Source organism: Streptomyces sp. NPDC104309, from assembly GCF_055584025.1.
In genome coordinates this window covers 93838-113561 of sequence record NZ_JBVJMV010000005.1, presented here as the reverse complement: position 1 = coordinate 113561, position 19724 = coordinate 93838, and the positions used below count along the sequence as shown (strand labels likewise).

General features: G+C 69.7%; 21 protein-coding genes and 1 tRNA gene. 8 read left to right on the top strand and 14 right to left on the bottom strand.

Annotated features, from left to right (window positions below; all coding sequences use genetic code 11):
• The first annotated feature begins 161 nt into the window (after positions 1-161).
• On the top strand, positions 162-728 hold the full coding sequence (locus ACZ68L_RS09065) for an AAA family ATPase (RefSeq protein WP_469575470.1): 567 nt from the start codon (positions 162-164) through the stop codon (positions 726-728).
• A gap of 224 nt (positions 729-952) precedes the next feature.
• On the opposite strand, the gene ACZ68L_RS09060 is transcribed toward ACZ68L_RS09065, so the two are convergent.
• Together ACZ68L_RS09060 and ACZ68L_RS09055 are read right to left on the bottom strand one after the other, a co-directional pair.
• Positions 953-1675: a DUF981 domain-containing protein gene (locus tag ACZ68L_RS09060; protein ID WP_469575469.1), complete on the bottom strand. Its 723-nt coding sequence runs from the start codon at positions 1673-1675 to the stop codon at positions 953-955.
• A gap of 64 nt (positions 1676-1739) precedes the next feature.
• Positions 1740-2345 carry a DUF4291 domain-containing protein gene (locus tag ACZ68L_RS09055; protein WP_469575468.1) on the bottom strand — a complete coding sequence of 202 codons (606 nt, stop codon included), beginning with the start codon at positions 2343-2345 and terminating at the stop codon, positions 1740-1742.
• A gap of 250 nt (positions 2346-2595) precedes the next feature.
• Between ACZ68L_RS09055 and ACZ68L_RS09050 the strand changes: the two genes are divergently transcribed.
• Positions 2596-3018 (top strand): ArsR/SmtB family transcription factor, encoded by a 423-nt coding sequence (locus ACZ68L_RS09050; RefSeq protein ID WP_469575467.1) that lies wholly within the window; start codon positions 2596-2598, stop codon positions 3016-3018.
• 50 nt (positions 3019-3068) lie between these two features.
• Here the strand turns inward: ACZ68L_RS09050 and ACZ68L_RS09045 are convergent, their stop codons facing one another.
• Positions 3069-4478 (bottom strand): ABC transporter ATP-binding protein, encoded by a 1410-nt coding sequence (locus ACZ68L_RS09045; protein ID WP_469575465.1) that lies wholly within the window; start codon positions 4476-4478, stop codon positions 3069-3071.
• A 38-nt stretch (positions 4479-4516) separates the two neighbouring features.
• Positions 4517-6271, bottom strand: a complete 1755-nt coding sequence (locus tag ACZ68L_RS09040; protein WP_469575463.1) for an ABC transporter permease — start codon at positions 6269-6271, stop codon at positions 4517-4519.
• A gap of 565 nt (positions 6272-6836) precedes the next feature.
• Between ACZ68L_RS09040 and ACZ68L_RS09035 the strand changes: the two genes are divergently transcribed.
• The 6 genes from ACZ68L_RS09035 (at position 6837) to ACZ68L_RS09010 (ending at position 10768) form a co-directional block, all read left to right on the top strand.
• Entirely contained in the window at positions 6837-7562 is a 726-nt protein-coding gene (locus ACZ68L_RS09035; RefSeq protein ID WP_469575461.1) for a VC0807 family protein, read from the top strand.
• Positions 7563-7872: 310 nt separating this feature from the next.
• Positions 7873-8805 carry a helix-turn-helix domain-containing protein gene (locus ACZ68L_RS09030; protein ID WP_469575460.1) on the top strand — a complete coding sequence of 311 codons (933 nt, stop codon included), beginning with the start codon at positions 7873-7875 and terminating at the stop codon, positions 8803-8805.
• Positions 8802-9224 carry a hypothetical protein gene (locus tag ACZ68L_RS09025; RefSeq protein ID WP_351080467.1) on the top strand — a complete coding sequence of 141 codons (423 nt, stop codon included), beginning with the start codon at positions 8802-8804 and terminating at the stop codon, positions 9222-9224. The genes ACZ68L_RS09030 and ACZ68L_RS09025 overlap by 4 nt, the downstream gene beginning before the upstream one ends.
• A 119-nt stretch (positions 9225-9343) precedes the next feature.
• Positions 9344-9434 (top strand) — tRNA-OTHER (locus tag ACZ68L_RS09020).
• Positions 9435-9551: 117 nt separating this feature from the next.
• Positions 9552-10553, top strand: a complete 1002-nt coding sequence (locus tag ACZ68L_RS09015) for a DUF2156 domain-containing protein (RefSeq protein WP_469575458.1) — start codon at positions 9552-9554, stop codon at positions 10551-10553.
• Between the two features lie 47 nt (positions 10554-10600).
• On the top strand, positions 10601-10768 hold the full coding sequence (locus ACZ68L_RS09010; RefSeq protein WP_469575456.1) for an ABC transporter ATP-binding protein: 168 nt from the start codon (positions 10601-10603) through the stop codon (positions 10766-10768).
• Between the two features lie 417 nt (positions 10769-11185).
• On the opposite strand, the gene ACZ68L_RS09005 is transcribed toward ACZ68L_RS09010, so the two are convergent.
• The 10 genes from ACZ68L_RS09005 to ACZ68L_RS08960 all read right to left on the bottom strand — a co-directional run bounded on the left by ACZ68L_RS09005 (position 11186) and on the right by ACZ68L_RS08960 (position 19671).
• Positions 11186-12307: an FkbM family methyltransferase gene (locus ACZ68L_RS09005; RefSeq protein ID WP_469575454.1), complete on the bottom strand. Its 1122-nt coding sequence runs from the start codon at positions 12305-12307 to the stop codon at positions 11186-11188.
• Positions 12308-12380: 73 nt separating this feature from the next.
• Entirely contained in the window at positions 12381-13199 is an 819-nt protein-coding gene (locus ACZ68L_RS09000) for an AfsR/SARP family transcriptional regulator (RefSeq protein ID WP_469575453.1), read from the bottom strand.
• 315 nt (positions 13200-13514) lie between these two features.
• Positions 13515-14564: a fatty acid desaturase family protein gene (locus ACZ68L_RS08995; RefSeq protein WP_469575451.1), complete on the bottom strand. Its 1050-nt coding sequence runs from the start codon at positions 14562-14564 to the stop codon at positions 13515-13517.
• 38 nt (positions 14565-14602) lie between these two features.
• Entirely contained in the window at positions 14603-15847 is a 1245-nt protein-coding gene (locus ACZ68L_RS08990; RefSeq protein WP_469575449.1) for a beta-ketoacyl-[acyl-carrier-protein] synthase family protein, read from the bottom strand.
• Complete coding sequence (locus ACZ68L_RS08985; protein ID WP_469575447.1) at positions 15844-16083, bottom strand: acyl carrier protein; 240 nt, start codon at positions 16081-16083, stop codon at positions 15844-15846. The genes ACZ68L_RS08990 and ACZ68L_RS08985 overlap by 4 nt, the downstream gene beginning before the upstream one ends.
• A 73-nt stretch (positions 16084-16156) precedes the next feature.
• Complete coding sequence (locus ACZ68L_RS08980) at positions 16157-17161, bottom strand: beta-ketoacyl-ACP synthase III (protein ID WP_469575445.1); 1005 nt, start codon at positions 17159-17161, stop codon at positions 16157-16159.
• Positions 17158-18114 (bottom strand): VlmB-like protein, encoded by a 957-nt coding sequence (locus tag ACZ68L_RS08975; RefSeq protein ID WP_469575444.1) that lies wholly within the window; start codon positions 18112-18114, stop codon positions 17158-17160. Before ACZ68L_RS08975 ends, ACZ68L_RS08980 begins: the two co-directional genes overlap by 4 nt.
• On the bottom strand, positions 18111-18647 hold the full coding sequence (locus ACZ68L_RS08970) for a flavin reductase family protein (protein ID WP_469575443.1): 537 nt from the start codon (positions 18645-18647) through the stop codon (positions 18111-18113). The genes ACZ68L_RS08975 and ACZ68L_RS08970 overlap by 4 nt, the downstream gene beginning before the upstream one ends.
• Positions 18644-19147 (bottom strand): hypothetical protein, encoded by a 504-nt coding sequence (locus tag ACZ68L_RS08965; RefSeq protein ID WP_469575441.1) that lies wholly within the window; start codon positions 19145-19147, stop codon positions 18644-18646. Before ACZ68L_RS08965 ends, ACZ68L_RS08970 begins: the two co-directional genes overlap by 4 nt.
• Positions 19147-19671 carry an SRPBCC family protein gene (locus ACZ68L_RS08960; protein WP_469575439.1) on the bottom strand — a complete coding sequence of 175 codons (525 nt, stop codon included), beginning with the start codon at positions 19669-19671 and terminating at the stop codon, positions 19147-19149. The genes ACZ68L_RS08965 and ACZ68L_RS08960 overlap by 1 nt, the downstream gene beginning before the upstream one ends.
• Between the last annotated feature and the right edge of the window lie 53 nt (positions 19672-19724).

Below are 19724 nucleotides of genomic sequence, written 5' to 3'. Positions count from 1 at the left end.
CCAGGGCGAACTCTCCCGCCTCCTTGCGGCGTAGGGCGTCCCTCCCCCGTACTCCGGACGCGGTATGCCGTGCCGCTCGGGCGGGCGCGTTCGGGCGGCCCCGCCCGGCGCGCCCGCGCAATCGCGTCGCGGGAGACCGCATGGGCTGGCACCCTGCCGACATGGATCACGCAGAGGTACTGCTCATCGGCGGGCGCGCGGGCGTAGGCAAGTCGACGGTGGCCTGGGAGGTTTCGGCGCAGCTACGGGCCGTCGAGGCGGCGCACGCGGTGGTGGAGGGCGATCTGATGGGCCAGGTCCATCCCGCGCCGGAGGGCGATCCGCACCGGGCGGGGATCACCGAACGCAACCTGACGGCGGTCTGGTCCAACTTCGCGGACCTCGGCTACCGGCGCCTGATCTATACGAACACGGTGAGTGTGCTGCCGGAGTCGGCGGCGATGTTCGAGCGTGCGATGGGTGCGGACGTACGGATCGTCCGGGTCCTGCTCACCGCCTCCGACACCACGACGTACGGCCGGCTCGCGGGCCGCGAGATCGGCTCGGAACTCGACCGCGAGGTGGCGAACAGCGTCCGCAAGGCCCGTCTCCTGGACGAGCGTTCACCGGCGGACACGGTCCGGCTGGCGACGGACGGCCGGAAGGTCACGGACATCGCGCGCGAAGTGGTGGCCGTGACGGGATGGGCGAATCCGGCCGGGGCGGCCGGGACTGCGTTCTCGCCGTGAAGGCGGCACCCTCCTGCGAGGCGGCGCTACGAAGAGGGCGCGCATCGGGCCCTCTTCGCCGGACGGCACCACCGGGCCGCACCCGCGCCGGGAGCCGGTGAGTGAGTACCGGCGGCGATCCACGAAGGGAAGGCATGTGCGCAGGTCGACCCGGCCCCTGCCCGCCGTCCGCTGTCCGCTGTCCGCTGTCCGCTGTCCGCTGTCCGAGCAGCATCCGGGGCGGTTCACATGGTGTTGACGATGAGTCCGATGTGGGTGAAGTAGTTCAGCCCCCCGAAGAGCAGGAACGCCAGTCCGGCCAGACCCCAGACGACCCCGATGACCGGGCTCATCCAGCCTCTGGGCCGACGCAGCGCGAACGGGAACAGGAGCGCGCCGATGCCCACCAGGACGTAGAGCCCGGACATGAAGCTCGCTTCCAGCATCGGCCACTTCGCGAACTCCCCGGAGATGGGTTCCTCGGGCGGAGCGGCGAAGAGGGTGTACTTCCAGCCCGCGGCGGCGATCCCGAAACATGCGAGCCCGAGGCCGAACACGAAGACGGAGATGGGCGAGGCGACGCGGGCCGTACGGACGATGCGATCGGCGCTGTTGAGTTCGGCGCCGCGTTTCCAGAGGTAGAAGCTCGCGGCGAGAAGGAAGACGCCGAAGGCGAGTGCCGGTTCGCCGAAGATGACGTTGTCGAACGGGAAGCCCTGTCCGGCGAGCGGCCAGGTCAGGGTCATGTGGAGGCCAGTGGTGACCAGGGTGAAGCCGATGGCGCCGAAAGCCAGCACCCAGCCCTCGGGGGTGATGACGCGTCCGGGCGTGAGGAGCTGACGCCCCAACACCACCACGAGCAACAGCCCGGCACCGGCGGCCACCGACATGATCGTGTTGTACGTCGGCATCCTGGCCCAGTCGATCTTCAGGCCGGTTGCCGCCAGGGAGATGGCATGGTGGATCATGCGCGGAGCGTATCGCCGGATATGCCCCTTATCGGGCATTAACTCTTCTGCCCGGGTCACGGGGTCAGATCGTGGCCCCCGTGGGGAGCGGGGCGTTGGCCGACGGATACGGCGACTCCGGCGGCAGGAGTCCCGCCGCGTCGTCGAGCCGCCCGGCCGACACCCGTTCATGGATCCGCCGGGCGAGCGGGGTGACGTCGGCGATGGACACCGTCCACTCGTCCGCGTAACGCCGCGCCGCCTCGCCGGAGAGCCCGAGCTGGAGGGAGCGGTACGGGAGCCGGTCCAGGCGGAGGTCGCGCTCGGGGTCCCACTGGACGCGGGCCGAGCTCCGGCGCAGGCTGCGCTGCCAGGTGGCACGGTCGGGGTGAACTCCCCTTACATAGTGGGACAGTTCAGAGTTGGCCAGGGACCAGTCGAAGCCCTCACGGCTGATCTCGACGGCCAGGACGGTCTCCTGACCCTCCTTCGTGGCCCAGCCGCAGCGGTACATCATCCACAGGAAGCTCGGCTTGATCCATGTCATGCGGTCGCGCTTCCAGACGTCCGGGAAGCGCCCGTCGCGCGCGGCGGGGAGGCCGATGTGCGGGGCGTACGCCTGGTAGACGGTGATGGTCGTGTCCGTGTACTGGGCGCGGATCTCGTGCTGCGGCCTGGTCGGGGCGGTCATGACCCCATCACAGCATCGGCCGGCCGGGTACGGCGAGCGAGTTACCGCCCCGTGCGCGCGGCAGTCGGTGCGGGTCGCGGCGGCGGCCTTCCGTGCCTTGGGTCACCCCACCGCGCGCGCGGCAGTCGGGCCCCGTCACCGGGGCCTTGGAGTTCTCGCGGCCCGGTGCGCCCCGCGCGGGCCCGGCCGGGGGTCCGTGGGCCGTCACCGTGGTCCGGCACCCGACGGAACCAGCGGTTAGGCTATTTGCATGGGAACGCAAGTTACGCCGTGGGACGCGGCCGGTGCCGACCGGGTGGTGGCGGTACTGAAGGCGGTGGCCGATCCGACGCGCTACCGGCTGTTGTGGACGTTGAGCCAGCGGGAGCTGCCGGTGAGCACGCTCGCGACCATGCTGGGCGCGCACGTCGCCGCGACCTCCCAGCATCTGGCGAGGCTGCGGTCGGCCGGTCTGGTCACGTCCCGGCGCGAAGGCACCCGCATCTTCTACCGGGCGGCCGGGACACATGTCCGGGCACTGCTGGAGGAGGCGTCGCTGGTGGTGGACGAGACCGGGCGTGCGGCCGGTTCCGCGGTCCCGCAGGAGGCGCCGGACGCGACCGCGCAGGAGCAGCCGGCCCGGGTTCGTCCCGTACCGGTACCGGCCCGGCTCCGGCCGGCGACCGGGCGGTAGACGCACCGTCCGGGCGCGCCCCGCACCGGTGAACCTTTCCGCTCACAGCACTACACGCCAGGAGCGACGCCGGTGTGCGGGGCGTCCTCGTCGAGGTGGTACTCCTGCGGTTCGGCGTCGTAGGAGTACAGCTCGGCGTAGCGGCCCCAGTCGGTGGCCACTTCCAGTTGCCGGGTGACCTGCTCGCTGGTGAAGTGGTGGGCCAGGACGTCGCGGAAGAATCCGGCGCGCAGGGTGCCGTCGGGGTTCTGCCGCAGGCTGGTGGTGATCAGCCTCACCAGGGGGGCACCGAGGGCGGCCTCGGCGAAGATGGTCTTGGACTGCTGGACATCGGCTCCCGCGTAGGCGGTGCCGGCGTCGGTGAGGAGCAGGTCGTCGCCGCTGATCTTCGCGAAGCCGAGCAGATCGAGGGCGTCGACCAGCGGCAGGATGTCGTCGATCTCCAGGCCGAGGCGGTCGGCGAGGTCGGCGAGGTCGCAGCTGCCGCCCCGGTGCAGCACCATTTCGGCGAGACCGGACAGGCCGTCGACACCGGCCGTGGGCAGGGGGGTGTTGGCGGCCGTCCGCTTGTCCGGCCCGACGCCTTCGGGGCGGCCGGGCAGCCGGGTCTCCTTGGGGCGTCCGGTCATCGTGCGGTAGACGCGGTCGATGAGCTCGTCGAAGGCGGCGGAGTTACGGTCGCGCGGGCGGTCCAGGCCGACCTCGAAGGTCTCCCGGATGGTGCCGTAGGGGCGGGAGCCGAGTACGACGATCCGGTCGGCCATCAGGACCGCCTCCTCGATGTTGTGGGTCACCAGCACGATGGCGCGGGTGGGGAACTGACCCGACTCCCACAGCTCCATCAGCTCACCGCGCAGGTTCTCCGCGGTCAGCACGTCCAGGGCGGAGAACGGCTCGTCCATCATCAGGACATCGGGCTCGACGACCAGGGCGCGGGCGAAGCCGACCCGCTGGCGCATGCCGCCGGACAGCTCCTTCGGGTAGGCGGACTCGAAGCCGTCCAGGCCGATCAGGTCGATGGCCTGGAGGGCGGCCTCGGCACGCCGGTCGGCGGGGACGTTCCGGGCTTCCAGGCCGAGTTCGACGTTCTGCTGCACGGTGAGCCAGGGCAGCAGGGCGAATGTCTGGAAGACCATCGCGGTACCGGGATTGGCGCCGGTCAGCGGCTCGCCGCGATAGGTGGCCGTGCCGGAGCTGGGCGGAATGAGGCCGGCCAGGCACCGCAGCAGGGTGGACTTGCCGGAGCCCGACTTGCCGAGCAGGGCGACGATCTCCCCGGCACGGACCTTCAGGTCGATGCCGCCCAGGACCGGGAGTTCGCCGTCGGCACCCGCGTAGGTCTTGGTGAGGCCGATGGTCTCCAGCAGGAGGTCGCCGTCGGCGGGCCGCGAGGACGCGGCGGTACGGAAGGCGGCGGCGGAGCGGTGGGCGCGCAGGTTGCGCAGCGTGTTGAGAACCATGAGGGGCTCCAGGGAATTCGCGGAGGGTACGGGGGAGGTCAGAGGGCGTAGCGGGTCTCCGCCAGCCGGTACAGGCGGTGCCACACCAGACGGTTGAGCGCGACGACGTACAGGCTCATCACCGCGACCCCGGCCAGCAGATGCGGGAAGTCGCCGCTCTCGGTGGCCTGGGCGATGTACGCGCCCAGGCCGGTGGCGGTGAGCGTGGTGGTGCCGAAGGTGACGACCTCGGCGACGATGGAGGCGTTCCAGGCGCCGCCGGAGGCGGTGATGCCACCGGTCACGTACGACGGGAAGATTCCGGGGATGATCAGCCGCTTCCAGCGCTGCCGGCCGCGTACTCCCAGGTCGTCCATGGCTTCGCGCAGGTCGCTGGGGATCGACATGGCACCGGCGATGGCGTTGAACAGGATGTACCACTGGGCACCGAGCGCCATCAGCAGGATGCCGCCGACGTCGATGGACAGTCCCGTCCTGAGGAAGAACCAGACCGCGAGCGGGAAGAGGAAGTTGGCGGGGAAGCTGGCCAAGATCTGGACGAGGGGCTGGGCGATGCGCGTCAGCTTCGGCGAGAAGCCGATCCATACCCCGATCGGCACCCAGATCACCGTCGCGACCACCACGAGGACGACGACCCGGGCGAGGGTGGCAAGGCCCAGCAGCAGCGGTTCGCCGAAGACCCCGAGTCCCGTACGGTCGTGGAGATAGCGGCCGAGGTCGAAGAGGCCCCACGCGATCAGCCCGCTCGCCAGCAGCGCGAAGACGAGGTCGGCGGTGCGTCGCCGTGTTGCGTCGATGACCAGCGGCCGGTCGTCGGTGCCGAAGATCCGGCCCGCGCGGTTGATGACCCGCCCGGCCGGGCGCAGCGCCCGGCCCAGCAGCTGCGGCCAGTTGGAGCGGCGCAGGAAGTCCAGCACGACGGAGCGCTGCACCTCGGTGGCTTCGGACTGCTCGTTCTTGAACCGCTCGGCCCACGCGGTCAGCGGGCGCCAGAACAGGAAGTTCACGCCGATGACCATGACGGCCATGGTGGCGATCGCCCAGCCGACCCTGCCCAGGTCGCCGTCGACGATCGCGGCACCGGCGTAGGACCCGACGCCGGGCAGCGCGTAGTTCTTGTTGTTGACGCTGATCGCCTCGGAGGCCACGAGGAAGAACCAGCCGCCGCCGAAACTCATCATGCCGTTCCACACCAGGCCGATCGCCCCGGACGGCAGTTCCACCTTCCAGAACCGCATCCACCGGGTGAAGCGGAACGAGCGGGAGAGCTCGTCGAGTTCACGAGGCAGTGAGATCAGCGAGTGATAGAAGCCGAACGTCATGTTCCACGCCTGCGAGGTGAAGATCGCGAAGATCGACGCGCACTCCAGTCCCAGCATCGAACCGGGGAACAGCGCGATGAACCCGGTCACCGCCACGCTCAGAAAGCCCAGCACCGGCACCGACTGCAGGATGTCCAGCGCCGGGATCAGGATGCGTTCGAGCCGCCGGCTCTTGGCCGCCGCACAGGCGTAGACGAAGGTGAAGGCGGTGGCGACGGCGAGCGCGATGAACATGCGCAGCAGGCTGCGCGCCGCGTCGTAGGGCAGCCGCGAGGGGTCGGTGTCCACCTCCACCGACTGGTTGGGGTGGAAGGAGACCGTGGTTCCCTGCCCGACGCGCAGCGTCACGTACAGCAGGACCAGCACAGCGGCGGCGACCACCAGGTCCACCCAGGACAGGCGCGGCCTGCGCCCGGGAAGAGGGGCCGGCAGTGCCGTGCGCGAGGGGGCATTGTTCGTGCGGAACGACATCACAAATGACCTCCGCCCACACTCTGCGCATGCCGCCGCACCCCGCCCCGCGAACGGCACGCCGCGGGAACGAGGCAGGACGGGCCCGCCAGTGTGGAGCAACAGAAAGGGTGGAACACGCTCGGGACAGCGGTCACCGCGGCATCACGGAAGCGTGTGCCGGGAGCGTGTGGGGACGGAGAGCGTCAGTGGCTGCCCAGGGGGCAGCGCGGACTGGGAGGGTCTGCACCCATGGCTGCCTCCGTTCGTGATGCGGTTCCGCCTCGGCGTGCGGCGCACACCGGGGTCCGACGTGAGAAGTGTGCCGCTTATTGCGTCGATACGCAAATAAGGAAGTCACCACCGGACGGGGCAGCGGCGGCTGTCGCGCGCGCACGCCCTGGGGCGGTCGCACCCCTCCGGGTGAGCCGCGTCGGCCGGCGGTCGCGTCATCGGCGACGGCTGACATTCGTCATACGGACCTCGGTACACGCGGCTCTGCCGGGCAACGGGGCCCGGCGGCCAGTCTGTGCGTATCGGGAGCGGGGCCGCGAAGGTGCCCGCCGGTACGGGAGAGGAACCCGTCATGACCAGCCCGGCCGCCACAGCCACCGCCCCTGTCGCAGATGCTCCGGTCGCCGCCCCGTTCGCTCCTCGTAAGGCGCTGCTGGACAACATGATGCCGCTGCTCGTGGATGTGGGGGTGCCGCTCGCCTCGTACTACGCGTTGAAGGCGGCGGGCACGGGCACGTTCGCCGCGCTGGCCTGGAGCAGCGTGCTGCCGGCCGTGCGCACCGTGTGGGGGGTGGTGCGCGAGCGTCGGCTCAACGGGCCGGCGGCGCTGATGGTGACGGTCGACACGGTCGGGCTGCTGACGAGCCTGCTGGTCGGTGACCCTCGGCTGATGCTCGCCAAGGACAGCGGGGTGAGCAGCATCATCGGGATCGTCATCCTGGTGACCGCGCTGAAGGGGCAGCCGATGATGAGCGCGGGCCTGCGGCCGTGGCTGGTCAAGGGTGACGCGGCCAAGGGCGCCGCCTGGCAACGCCTTTCGCTGGAGTCGGCGGCGTTCCGGCGGGCGGAAGTGCGGTTCTCGGCGGTGTGGGGCGCGGCGCTGCTGGGTGAGTGCGTCGTACGGACCGTGGGCGCGTACACGGTTCCGGTGGACACGATGGTGTGGCTCGGCACGGTGATCATGGTGGCGACGCTGGTGCTCGCGTTCCTGGTCTCGGGGCGGGTCGGCGCCGTCCCCATGGAGCGGATGATCGACGAGGCGGTCGGCGCCGGGAGGACCACGGACGTCGCCCGGTGACACGGTGGGACCGAGAGGGGGAGCCGCTTTCGCGGCTCCCCCTTTTTCTGCTGTTCCCCGGCCGATTTCCAGCCGCCTTCCGGCTGCTTTCCGGCCGCTTTCCGGCTACGGCGGACGGGCCCGCCACAGACCGCGAGCCCCTCACCGCGAACAGGCCCGCTCCCGCGTGTTCCCGCTCCGGCCATGGCGGTGAGGGAGCGACGAAGGGGAGCCGGTGCCGCCGAGCCGGTCCGAACTCCCTCGACCGAGCGGGCGACGATTACCTGAGAGGTAATTGAGATGGCCGCGCACCGGTCATTACGGTCCCCGTATGGGCATGCGTTCCTCCGAAGACGACGGCGTCCTGGGGCTGCTTCTGCGTGACCTGCGGCGCCAGAAATCGCTCAGCAAGCAGATGCTTGCCGAGCGGGCCGGTTTTTCCCTGAACCATCTGAGGCGAATCGAGGCCTGCGAGCAGACCCCCGACGCCGAGACGGTTCTCCACATCGCCCAGGCGCTCGGGCTGCCGCCCGCGCACCGACAGCAACTCGTCGCCCGCGCGGCCGCGGCGGGAAGGCTGCGCTGGTACGACAGCGTCCCTCCGCTACCGGATGACGTCCGCCCGGTTCTGGAGAAGGTGCTGACCGGTCATGAACCGTATCCGGCCATGGTCACCGACAGTTGCTGGAACATCGTGGCCCTCAATCACACGATGGAAATGCTGATGAGCGATGTCCCGGGCCATCTCCTGGCACCCGCCAATTTCCTCCGCATCATTCTGCACCCGGATGGACTGGCGCCGCACCTGACCAATCTCGCCCAGGTTCGCTACCACGTCATACGCATGCTCCGACGCTGGAGCGAAATCACCGGGGACGGCCGCCTGCGGGAATTGGAAGCGTCCATAGAAGGCCTTCTGGAGAAGAAGGGCACGGAATTCCCCGCCTCCGAGGAGTCGGAATTCACCGATTCCGGTGAGGCGGACCGTCTGCTTCTGCCCATCGAACTGAACCGGGAGGGGCGCCTCCTGACCTTCTTCCACATCGTCACCTCGTTCGGTGAGCGCCCCGGCACCCTGTTCTCCGATCTCCCCTGCGGTCCGCTGAGCGGCATCGCACTCGAATCGTTCCTTCCGGCGAACACCGAGACCCGGGTCCTCCTCGGTTCACCCACCCCGGTGTTCCCCGACGCCGGGGGCACGACCGGCTCCACCCTGCACACACCTCCGGATCAGCAGCACGACAACGAAAGGAAGACCTCATGACGTCGTCCCAGAACGCGGGTACGGTCCCGGCGACGGGCGCCGCCCGTTCCGACAGCCTCCTGCGGTTCGCCCTCGTGGCGGACGTGGTCCTCACCGGTGCGAACGGCATCGGCTACCTCGCACTCGCCACGGTCCTGGACTCGTTCCTGGGCGTGCGCCTCGCGGTGCAGTACCCGGTGGGCGTGTTCCTCACGGTGTACGCCCTGTGGGTGCTGGTCGTCTCCCGCCAGGAGAACATCAACCGCGGCGCGGTCTCGGTCATCATCACCATGAACGTGGCCTGGGCCGTGCTCAGCGTCGCGACGGTCGCCATGGACTCGCTGAGCGCGACGGGCATCGGCAACGGATGGATCGTGTTCCAGGGCCTGGTGGTGGCGGCCATGGGTGCGCTCCAGTACGCGGGTCTGCGGCGCATGTGAGGGTGTGCCGGGCCGGGGCGGACCGGGCCGGCACACCATCAGCGGGACGTCAGGGCCATGTCAGGACCCTCTGGCAGACTCTTACTTGTGAACGGGACGGGAAACCGGACCGGGAACACGGAGAGGTGCCCGGAGTGGTTTATCGGGGACCGCGCGCAAGCAAGGTCGGGCCCGCAAAGGTCCACGCAGGTTCGAATCCTGCCCTCTCCGCAGCACGCAGCAATGGATCCGGCCCTGCACTCCACCAGGAGCAGGGCCGGATCTGTCTGACTTCCCGCTGCGCGGCGGCAGACCGCATTACCCGTCTATTCTCGTGGGGCGTGCAGGATGACTTCCAGTGTCACAGCAGACAGCATCGACTTCGACAACACGCTCCGCGCCATGGCGGAGTTCAGCGACAATCCCAGCGCGTTCCTGGCCCTCAGCAGCGGTAATTCCCGCTTCTCACTGCCGGGTGTACCCGGAGTGATCGTGTACCGGACCTCCGGTCCCTATCTGGTGCAGTTCGGCGGCCCTTTCTCTCCCCCGGACGCCGCGAGCCGGCTGTTGAAGGGCTTTCTGGAGTTCGCCGCCGCGCAGGATCGTCTGGTCGTGTCGGTCCAGCTCCAGCGGGCGGAGACCGGCCTGTACGCCGAGCACGGCTTCACCGTGAACCAGGTGGGCGCGTCGTACGCCATCGACCTGGCCGACTTCAGCCTGCGCGGCACGCGCTTCATGCAGCTGCGGAACAAGATCGCCCGCTCGTTCCGGGCCGGGCTCACGGTGGCGGAGAGTCCCCTGGCGGACTGCGCGGAGGCGGTGGCGGAGGTCGACCGCGCCTGGCTGGGCAGCAAGGGCGAGCACGCCAAGCCGCTGGAGTTCCTGGTGGGTGAACTGGGCGGTGAGGCACAGGCACTGCGCCGTCTCTTCGTGGGCCGGATCGACGGCAAGCCCGTCGGGTACATCTCCTACTCCCCCGCCCACGGCAGCCGCAGCGGCTGGCTGCACGACCTCAGCCGCCGGCTGCCGGACAAGGTGCCGGGCATCATGGAGGCCATCAACAGGACGGCCATCGACACCTTCGCCTCCGAAGGGGCCGACTGGCTGCACTTCGGGTTCACGCCGTTCACCGGGCTGGACGAGGAGTACGAAGTGCCGGGCGCCAGCAAGGGGTTCGCCTGGTTCATGCGGTGGCTGCTGGCCAATGGCGCGGCCGTGTACCCGGCTCAGACGCAGCTGGCCTACAAGCACAAGTGGGCGCCGCTGGTGCTGCCGGAGTACGTGGCCTTCCAGGGCGAGGCCCGGCTGAGCGGACTCCTGCACATCTTCAAGGCGGCCAACGCCGTCTGAGGCGGTGCCCCACCCGTCCGACCCGATCCGAGACCCGGGAGCTTGTCATGGCACCGACACCAGAGCAGCTGGAAGCCGCCGAGGGCCAGCTGCTGACCACCTTCTTCGGCCTGGCCGGCGACCCGGACAGCGCCTCCGCCGCCGCCGCGGCGGACCTGGCGCTGACGGAGCTGGACGCCCTGCTGGCCACGGCGCCCGAACGGGCCCCCGCCTGAAAGAGCCGCGGCGCCGAGCAGGCCGCCGACCGAAGAACCACCGCCGGACGGTCACCCCTCGCCGTCCGCAGGACCCCCTGGACCCACCGGTCCAGGGGGTCTTCCGCGCTGTGCGCACCGTGTCCCGTCCAGCACCCGGCCGTGCGAGCACGGCGGACAGCGAGCACGGCGGACAGCGAGCACGGCGGACAGTCACAACAGACCGCGGACGACAGGCAGCGGGCTCGACAGGCAGCGGGCTCGACGGACAACGGGCGACAGGCAGCGGACACAACAGACAGCGGGCGACGGACAACGGGCTCGACGAACAGCGGGCGCGGCGAACACGCGCGACGAACTGCGGGCATGTCGAACAGGGACCCGCCGTATCCGGTCCGGCGGGCCCCTGCGCGATGTACGGGCGTCGGCCCGGGTGACTCAGTCCTGCGGCGGCAGGCCGTCGACCAGCACGATCTCGTCCGGAACCGGTCCGGCGGGCCGGTGCTCGGCCAGCCAGTCGAGGATGGCCCGGGGGTCGAGGCGCGGCTTGCCGGAATCGGCCGAGGCCACCACCGGCCGGGGATCGTCCGCGTACTCGGGGCGAACCGCCTGTACGGCGTACCGGCCGGTGCCGCGCAGCAGGTCCTCCTCGGCCACGACGGCCCGGAAACCGTTCTCGGTCAGCAGGTCCGTCACGAGCTGCACCCGGCCCTCGGTCGGGGTGCCCTTCTCGTCGTGGACCTCCATGCTGATCTGCTGGATCACGGGCCAGTGACGCTCGTCGACGCCCCGCAGGACGTCCAGCTCCGCCCGCTGGACATCGATCTTCAGCAGATCGATGCGCTCCACTCCGGTCTCCTCGATCACATCGGAGAGTGCCCTCAGCCGGCAGTGCCGCTCGGTGAGTTCGAAGTCCTTGGCGACCAGCGCCTCCACCTGGGCCAGGTGGGCGTCCCGGCCCGAGGCACCGGTCTCCCGGGTGTTCGCGACGTACTGCTTGATCAGGTCGACCTCGTTGTCCAGGTCCGCGTAGTCACTGCGGCACGACATGATCGAGATGCCCGGATAGAAGTTGAAGACGATCTCCTGCTCCCGGTCGGACAGCCCGAAGGGCAGCAGCCGCGCGGAGACGCCGTGCCGCTCGACGTTGCTGCGCAGCACGTCGAAGACGTCGGGCACCGGTTCGTAGGCGTAAACACTGGCCGAGGGGCAGCGGGCACCGACGAAGAGGCTGAACATTCCGATATTCGCGCCCACGTCGAAGACCACGGCGTCCTCGCGGAGGGTGATGCCGCCCTGCAAGTAGGATTCGGCGGAAAATATCTCGTCGTAGAGAAAGCGCGTTTCGTGCGGATTGATCTCGGCGAGTTCGCTCAGCGGCCCGGCCGGTGAGAGGTCATTCGCGTGGTCCCAGCCCTGGACGCGCGCGGTCAGCCGGCCCGCGGCCGTCCGCTCCAGTCGCGCACGGGCGACGCCGGGGTAGCGCAGAATCAGATCGCGCACATCGTCGAGTTCCGTCGTCGGCACATCCGGTGAAGTGGACCGGTCGGACTTCGTCACGAGAAATTCCTCCGTCATCGACAATCGCATTCCGGGGTGCGTGGAGCGGGGAGCGGTGTGCCGGGGCGTCGGGTCAGGACGCGACCGCGGTACCGCACAGCGGGGCACGTGCCACCACGAGCCGTTCGACACCGCCCAGCGCCGGGTCCTGGTTGAGGATCGCCAGCATGCAGCTCTTGACGCTCGGCGAGGGCTCCATCCCGAACTCCTCGACCAAGCGGCTGCGCAACTGGTTGTAGGTCTGTATGGCCTCGGCCTGACGGCCGAGCCGGTAGAGGCACACCATCAACAGCTCGAACAGCCGCTCCCGCCAAGGGGCGAGGTAGGCGAGCATCTTCAACTCGCTGACGGCCTGGGCGTATCCATCGATCGCGATGTCGAGCTGTATCCGTGTTTCCACGGCCGAGAGCCGGTTCTCCTCGAACTGCGCGGCGGCGCTCTGGCAGATCGGGCCGCCCGTGACGCCTTCCAGGGGCGCACCGTGCCAGAGCGACAGGGCCCGGTCGAACAGTTCCCTCGCGGCGACCGGATCGTTCCGCATCAGCCCGCGCGCCTGTTTCGTCAGGGAGCCGAAGAGGTGGACGTCCACCTCCAGCGGATCGACGTCCAGCACGTAGCTGGACGGACGGGTGATGAGCCGCCGGCCGACGAACTCGTCGCCGAGCTCCGCGCGGAGCACCTTCCGCAGCCGGGCCACCTGGGCCTGTAATGCGTTTCCGGGCTGACTCGGTATTCCTTCCTCCCACAGCTCCTCGAAGAACTGCTCCTTGGTCACCGGCTCACCCGCCTTCAGGAGCAGCAGCGCGAGCAACGTGCACTGACGGGCACCCCGTAAAGCGGTCAGGCCGGTTCCGCTTGTTATTCCAACTGAGCCAAGAACCCTGAATGTCACGAATCCCCCCGCGTCCAATCGTCCGTTGACCGTCGGGAAGGGCCGCCACTCGTTGAATGTTTATCGAGCATGCCCCTCGCTCGACCAACTGTGCAGGAGGGCAATTGGCGAAGTCCATTACCCACTCAGTAATTGACGCCGCACCGGGGTCGTGATAAACCCATTCTCGGCGGGTTGTGCAAAAAAACAGCCAAGAATACCTGTGTGCCGGCCGGTACGACCGAGCGTCCGCGTACCATCCGGCGCACGGGCCCGGCGGCGCCCGATGCCGCGCGGCGACGCGCGGTCCGGCACCGTCGGACCCGGCCGTGACACTCACGCAGCCTGCGGTTCCGCGCCGTTGCGGGCCTCGTCGCTGACCTGCCCGAGGAAGGCGGCCACCTCGCGGTACGACGCCCAGGCCGACACCTCGCGGTACGGGATGGAGTGCTCCGCACAGTAGTCGATGACCATCGGCCGCACATGCCGAAGATTGACACGGGGCATGGCGGGGAACAAGTGATGCTCGATCTGGTAGTTCAACCCCCCGTACATGAAGTCGGTCAGCCGGCTGGACCGGATGTTCCGTGACGTCAGCACCTGACGGTGGAGCCAGTCGAGCTGGACATCGCTGCGGTAGACCACCATGCCCTTGTGGTTCGGGGCGAAGACGGCTCCCAGATACAGGCCGAACACCGCCTGGTTGAGGAGCACGAACACCACCCCGGTCAGTGGTGACAGCACGGTGAACACGGCGGCCAGGCAGACCACGGCGTGCACCCCGATCAGCCCGAGCTCCAGGACGGGGCGGCGCAGCCCGCCCGCGCGCGCGGCCTTGAAGCCGGACGCGTGCAGCCGCCAGGCCTCCTGTCCCAGCAGCACGAAGAACATCACCGACTGGAAGCGGATGACGAACCGCCTGAAGCCGCTCGTCGCCTTCGCCGGCATCTCGTCCACGTCGAAGATGACCTGACGGCGCATCGTGTCCGGGTCGCGGTCGAGGTTGTTGGGGTTGCTGTGGTGCCGGTTGTGGTGGTTGATCCACCAGCCGTACGCGGTGCCCATCAGCAGGTTCATGTGGATGGCACCCAGCACCTCGGAGGGCACCTTGGCCTTGCTGATCTGCTTGTGGCCCGTGTCGTGCGCGATGAAGCCGGTCTGCACGAAGGCCAGTCCCAGCACGACCGCCGTCACCAGCTGCCACCAGGTGTCCCCGAACCAGAACAGGGCTGCCCAGCAGGCCCCGAACAGAACGAGGTTGGAGATTATCTTGAAGGTGAAGTAGTCCTTCCGGGGATCCATCAGCCCGGCCTGCTTGACCTGTTCGGACAGCTCCTCGAAGGAGCCTGTCGGCGAGATGGTCAGCGAGTCCTGTCGGGCAGGCATGAGCGTTCTCCTTCATGTCGAGCCGAATGGCGCCGCGGTCAGGCCGCGGTGAACACGAGCACGGCGTTCTGTCCCCCGAATCCGAAGGAGTTGCTCAGCGCGACTCCGATCGGCAGAGCCCGCGGCGCCTTCGCCACGATGTCGACCTCGATGGCGGGGTCGACGCTGTCGAGGTTGGCGGTGGGGGGCACGGTCCCCTGTTCCAGGGCGAGGACGGTGAGCGCCGCCTCGATGGCTCCCGCGGCGCCGAGCGAGTGCCCGGTCACGCCCTTGGCCGAGGTCACCGCGGGGCGCGTCCCGAGCACCCGCTTCAGCACCCGGGCCTCGGTGAGGTCGTTGAGCGGGGTCGAGGTGCCGTGCGCGTTCACATGGTCGACCTCGTCCGGGGCCACCCCCGCGTCGCGCAGCGCCGTGCGGATCGCGCGTTCGGCGCCGCGCCCCTCGGGGTCGGGGGCGGTGGCGTGATGGGCGTCGGCCGACGCCCCGTACCCGCTCAGCCGGGCCCGCACCCGGGCGCCGCGGGCGCGGGCGTCGGCCTCCCGCTCCAGCACCAGCACCCCCGCGCCCTCCGCCGCCACAAATCCGTCCCGGTCGGTGTCGAACGGGCGGGAGGCCGCGGCCGGATCGTCGCTCCGCCTGGAGAGTGCTCCCATCCGGGCGAACCCGGTCAGCACCGTCGGGGTCAGGCTCGCCTCGGTGCCTCCCGTGATCACCACGTCGCAGGTGCCGGACCGCAGCAGGTCCCGCGCCGTGCCGATGGCGGTGGCGCCCGAGGCGCATGCCGTGGCGGTGACCAGGTTGGGACCGAGGGCGCCGAACTCCATGGCCGCGTAACCGGACACCATGTTGACCGCGGACATCGGCACCAGCATCGGCGAGACGGATGCCGCCCCCTGCCGGTCGAGGGTGCGGACCTGCTGCTCGAAGGTGGCGGTGCCGCCGAGGGCGTTGCCGAGGACCACGCCGACCCGGGCTCCGTCCCAGTCGGCGGGGTCGAGCCCGCTGTCGTGGACGGCCTCCGCGGCGGCGATCAGGGCCAGTTGCACGTAGCGGTCGAGCCGCCAGGCCCGACGCTTGCCGAAGTGGGCCACCGGGTCGAAGTCGGCGGCGCGGCAGCTGAAGTCGACCGGCAGCCCCGCCAGACCGGGATCGCGGGCCGCGGTCGGTTCGGCGTCCAGGACCCGCGTCCAGTTCTCCGCCACCCCGATGCCCGCGGGAGTCGCCAGGCCGAGGCCGGTGACCGCGATGTCACAGGCCCCGGCGCTCTCGCGGTCGGAGGTCACAGCACGGCGCTCTTGCTGTCGATGAGGGCGATCAGGTCCTTGACCGACGATTCGGCGCCGACCTCCTCGTCGTCGATCTGTATGCCGAACTCACCACCGGCGACCAGGGCGAATTCCACCAGGGCCAGCGAGTCCAGGTCGAGATCGCGCATCGTGGTGTCCTCGGTGACCTCCTCCGGCTCGACTCCGAACCGGCTGACGAGAACCTCGGTGATCCGGTCGAGAACGCTGGTCATCTCTGTCTCCTTAACGATGTACGCAGGGGGGTGGGACGGGACGGGTGGTGGGACGGTGTGCTCGTGCCTGCGGTCAGACGGCGTCCAGCTGCGGCCAGCGCAGCGTGGTGGAGCCCCAGGCGAGGCCGCCTCCGAAGGAGGTGAGCACCACCGACTGGCCGGCGCGCAGGGTGCCGTCGGCCACCGAGTCGGCCAGCAGCAGCGGGACGGACGCCGCCGCGGTGTTGCCGACCCGGTCGATGTTGGACAGGGCGCGTTCCCCCGGCAGCCCGAGTTGTTCGGTCAGGGCGTCGAGAATGCGGGAGTTGGCCTGGTGGGCGGCGAGCCGGTCGAGGTCCCGCACGGTCCAGCCGGCCCGGTCGACGACCTTCCGCACGGAGCCGGTCATCCGCAGCACCGCGTGCCGGAACACCTGCTTGCCCTGCATGGCGAAGTAGTGGTCACGGGGCCCGGCCGGTACGCCGCTGCCCCGCTGGCGCGAACCTCCGCCCGGCACCTCGATCAGATCGGAGAGGTGTCCGTCGGTGCCCAGGTCGAACCCGCCGAGCGCGCCGGGCTCGTCCGCCTCGCCACGGCGCAGTACGACGGCTCCGGCGCCGTCCCCGAAGATCGGACCGGTGGTGCGGTCCTCGGGATCGAGCAGTGTCGAGTAGGTGTCCGCGCCGATCACCAGGACGTCGTCCGCGGTGCCGGAGGCGATCAGGCCCGCCCCGGTCGCCAGCGCGTAGACGAATCCGGCGCAGACGGCCCCGATGTCGAAGGCCGGGACGCCGTCCAGACCGAGCCGCGCGGCCACCTCCGGGGCGGTCGCCGGGCACGGGCGGTCCGGGGTGGTGGTGGCGAGGACCACCGCGCCGACGGATTCCTGCTGCGCCGACTTCAGGGCCCTGGCCCCGGCCTCGACGGCGAGCGAACCGGTGGACATCCCGGGCTCGATCACATGGCGCTGCCGGATGCCGGTGCGGGTCCGGATCCACTCGTCCGAGGTGTCCAGCCGGGCGACGAGCTCCTCGTTGGTCACCACGCGGGGCGGCAGCCAGGCGCCGAGCCCGCACAGCACCGAGGCCGGGCCCGTCATATGAGGGCCTCTTCCAGCCCCATGTACTTCAGGCGCTTGGCCTTCATGTCGTCGGACCACTGGTCGGCGGTGTCCTGCCGCTCCTGCGGGGTGGTGTCGATCAGCCGCCGGCCCGGCCAGATCTCGTAGTCGCCCACCACGTCACCGTGGCGGCGCAGCCCCTCCTGGAACCTCTCCTCGCGCCAGTGCACCATGTCGTGGGTGGGGAGCTCCTCCCACATGTCCATGCCGCGGCGGATGAGTTCGACGACCCGGTCCTTGTCCTGCGGGTGGTCGATCAGATGGCGGCGCGCGATGTCCGCCCCGACCGTCAGATGACGGATCTCGTCGATGCCGGCGCCCTTGTCGATCTCCGCTGCCGCCGGGTCGAGGGGACGCCACTTGCGCTCGCTCAGTTCGGCGGCGGGGGCGAGGGCGCCCTCCAGGATGATGGTCATCATCACCACGCCGCCGATGAAGTCGCGGTCGTCACGCATGATTTCCAGGCTGCGCTGCTCCAGCGGCTTCAGCACGCTGTCCTTGTACGGCGAGGCGAAGGTGTCGACGGTCTCGACCAGCCGCTCGGGGGCGATGCCCAGCGCCAGCAGGTGGTTGCGGAAGACCATGGCGTGCCGGCACTCGTCCAGCACCTGGGTGGCGTAGAACTCCATGGTGTCGTTGTCCGGCGCGATCGGGACGAGGTACGACAGCACCCGGGTGGCCTTCTCCTCGGCCAGTGCCCGGAAGGCGTACTCCTGGGTGATGGCCTCGAAGAACGGCCCCTCCAGCATGTACGGGGCCACGGTGAGCGCGGGGTCGTGTCCGTCCGGCCGGCCGCGCAGGATGCCCTGCGGTACTGCCTGCAGCCAGTAGCGGAGGTTGCAGTCCGCCGCGGTGAGCTCCAGGTCCATGGCGCCTTCGAGCAGCCCGGGGGCCTGGTCCCAGTCCGCCTCGGCGGGAATCTGCGTGGTCATGTGGTTTCCTCCTCGATCCGGATGTGACCGGGGTGAAGATGCCCGGCGAAGTACAGCAGTGGGGCCCCGTCGCCCTCGGCCGCGCAGGCCGTCACGGTGGCCAGTACGACCATGTGGTCCCCGGCCGGAACGCATTCGTGCACCCGGCAGTGCAGCCAGCTCAGGGCGGACCGCAGCCTCGGCACACCGCCCTCGCCCGGTGTCCACTGCACCCCTTGGAACTGGGCGCGTCCCGCGCTCTTGGAGCGGCTGGCGAAGTGCCGGGCCAGCGCGGACTGGTGGGCGGCGAGCACATTGACGGTGAAGTCGCGGTGCTGCGTGATGCGCGGGAGCAGCGAACTGTCGTTCTGCAGACAGACGGAGATCAGCGGAGGTTCGTGGGAGACGAAGGAGAACGCGCTGACCGTGCTGCCGTGCACCGCGTCCCCGCTGCCCACGGTCACCACCGACACCCCGGTGGGGAACCTCCGGGCCGCGCTCCACACCGTGGTCTCGACGACCGGCCGGTGCGCCGTGCCGATCGGCGAGCTCATGAGGTGGCGGACTGACGGGCGGGAGCCGGGGCGGGGGCGGGGGCCTGGGGCCTTCCCGTTCCCTGCTCCACGGCCGCTTCCAGCGCGGCGAACTGTGGGTGGACGACGGGTTCGAAGCTGACGCCGAACGGCTTCAGGAAATTGCCGAACAGGGCCCGGTCGCCGCACAGATGGATGGGGAGGGCGAGCAGCGCCCACTCGTTGCCGATCAGCAGGATCCAGAGCAGGGCGACGACGCCCTGGGTCGCCAGACTGTGCATGGTGTTGTACAGCACGTAGTACGCCTTCGGTATCCGCTTGGTCTTGCTGCGGTGATAGGCGATGGCGCCGGGGATGTAGCCGATCAGGTCGATGTAGACGAAGAGCAGGGCGAAGGGCCACCAGCGGATGTCGCCCAGGTGCCGGAAGAAGAAGTAGAAGCCGACACCGAGGGCGAAGAGGTATTCGAGCCGGATCAGCCGGTAGGTGGTCCTGGTGTCGAAGCGGTTGAGCGCGTCCATCAGGCGCCTCCTCGGGCGGAGAGCGAGTGGGCCGGCTCCGGAGCGGGACCGGGCAGATCCGTGAGCGCCTCGCCGCCCTCCAGCACCGTGATGGAGCCGAAGAGCCCTTCGAGTACGGAGCAGATGGCCCGCTTGATCACGCGTTCGGCGATGGGGTCCATGATTCCCACGAGGCTCTCGATGCCGAAGTCGTAGGTGACCTCGAAGCGGACCTCGATGCCGGCACCGGCCGGGGTGAGCTGCCAGCTGCCCCGGAACTCCTCGAAGTCGCCGTCGGTCTGGTCGAATTCGATCCTCAGCTTCTCCGGATCGACGATCTCCGCCTCGTTCCAGCGCATGATGCCGCGCCGGAAGTTGACCTCCCAGTCGCTGTCACGGGGTGCGTCCGGGGCGGTGGGCTGATGGGTTTCGACGACGTGGATGTCCTCCGCGATGTCCGCGAAGCGGGTGAAGTCCGCGATGGTCTCGAAGGCCGCCGAGGGGTTCTCGGTGTCCAGGGCCACCAGGAGGTGAATGCTTCTCACGGTGATTCTGCTCCAGTTGTCGGAGGGGGAAGGGCGGCCGTACGGTCCGGTGG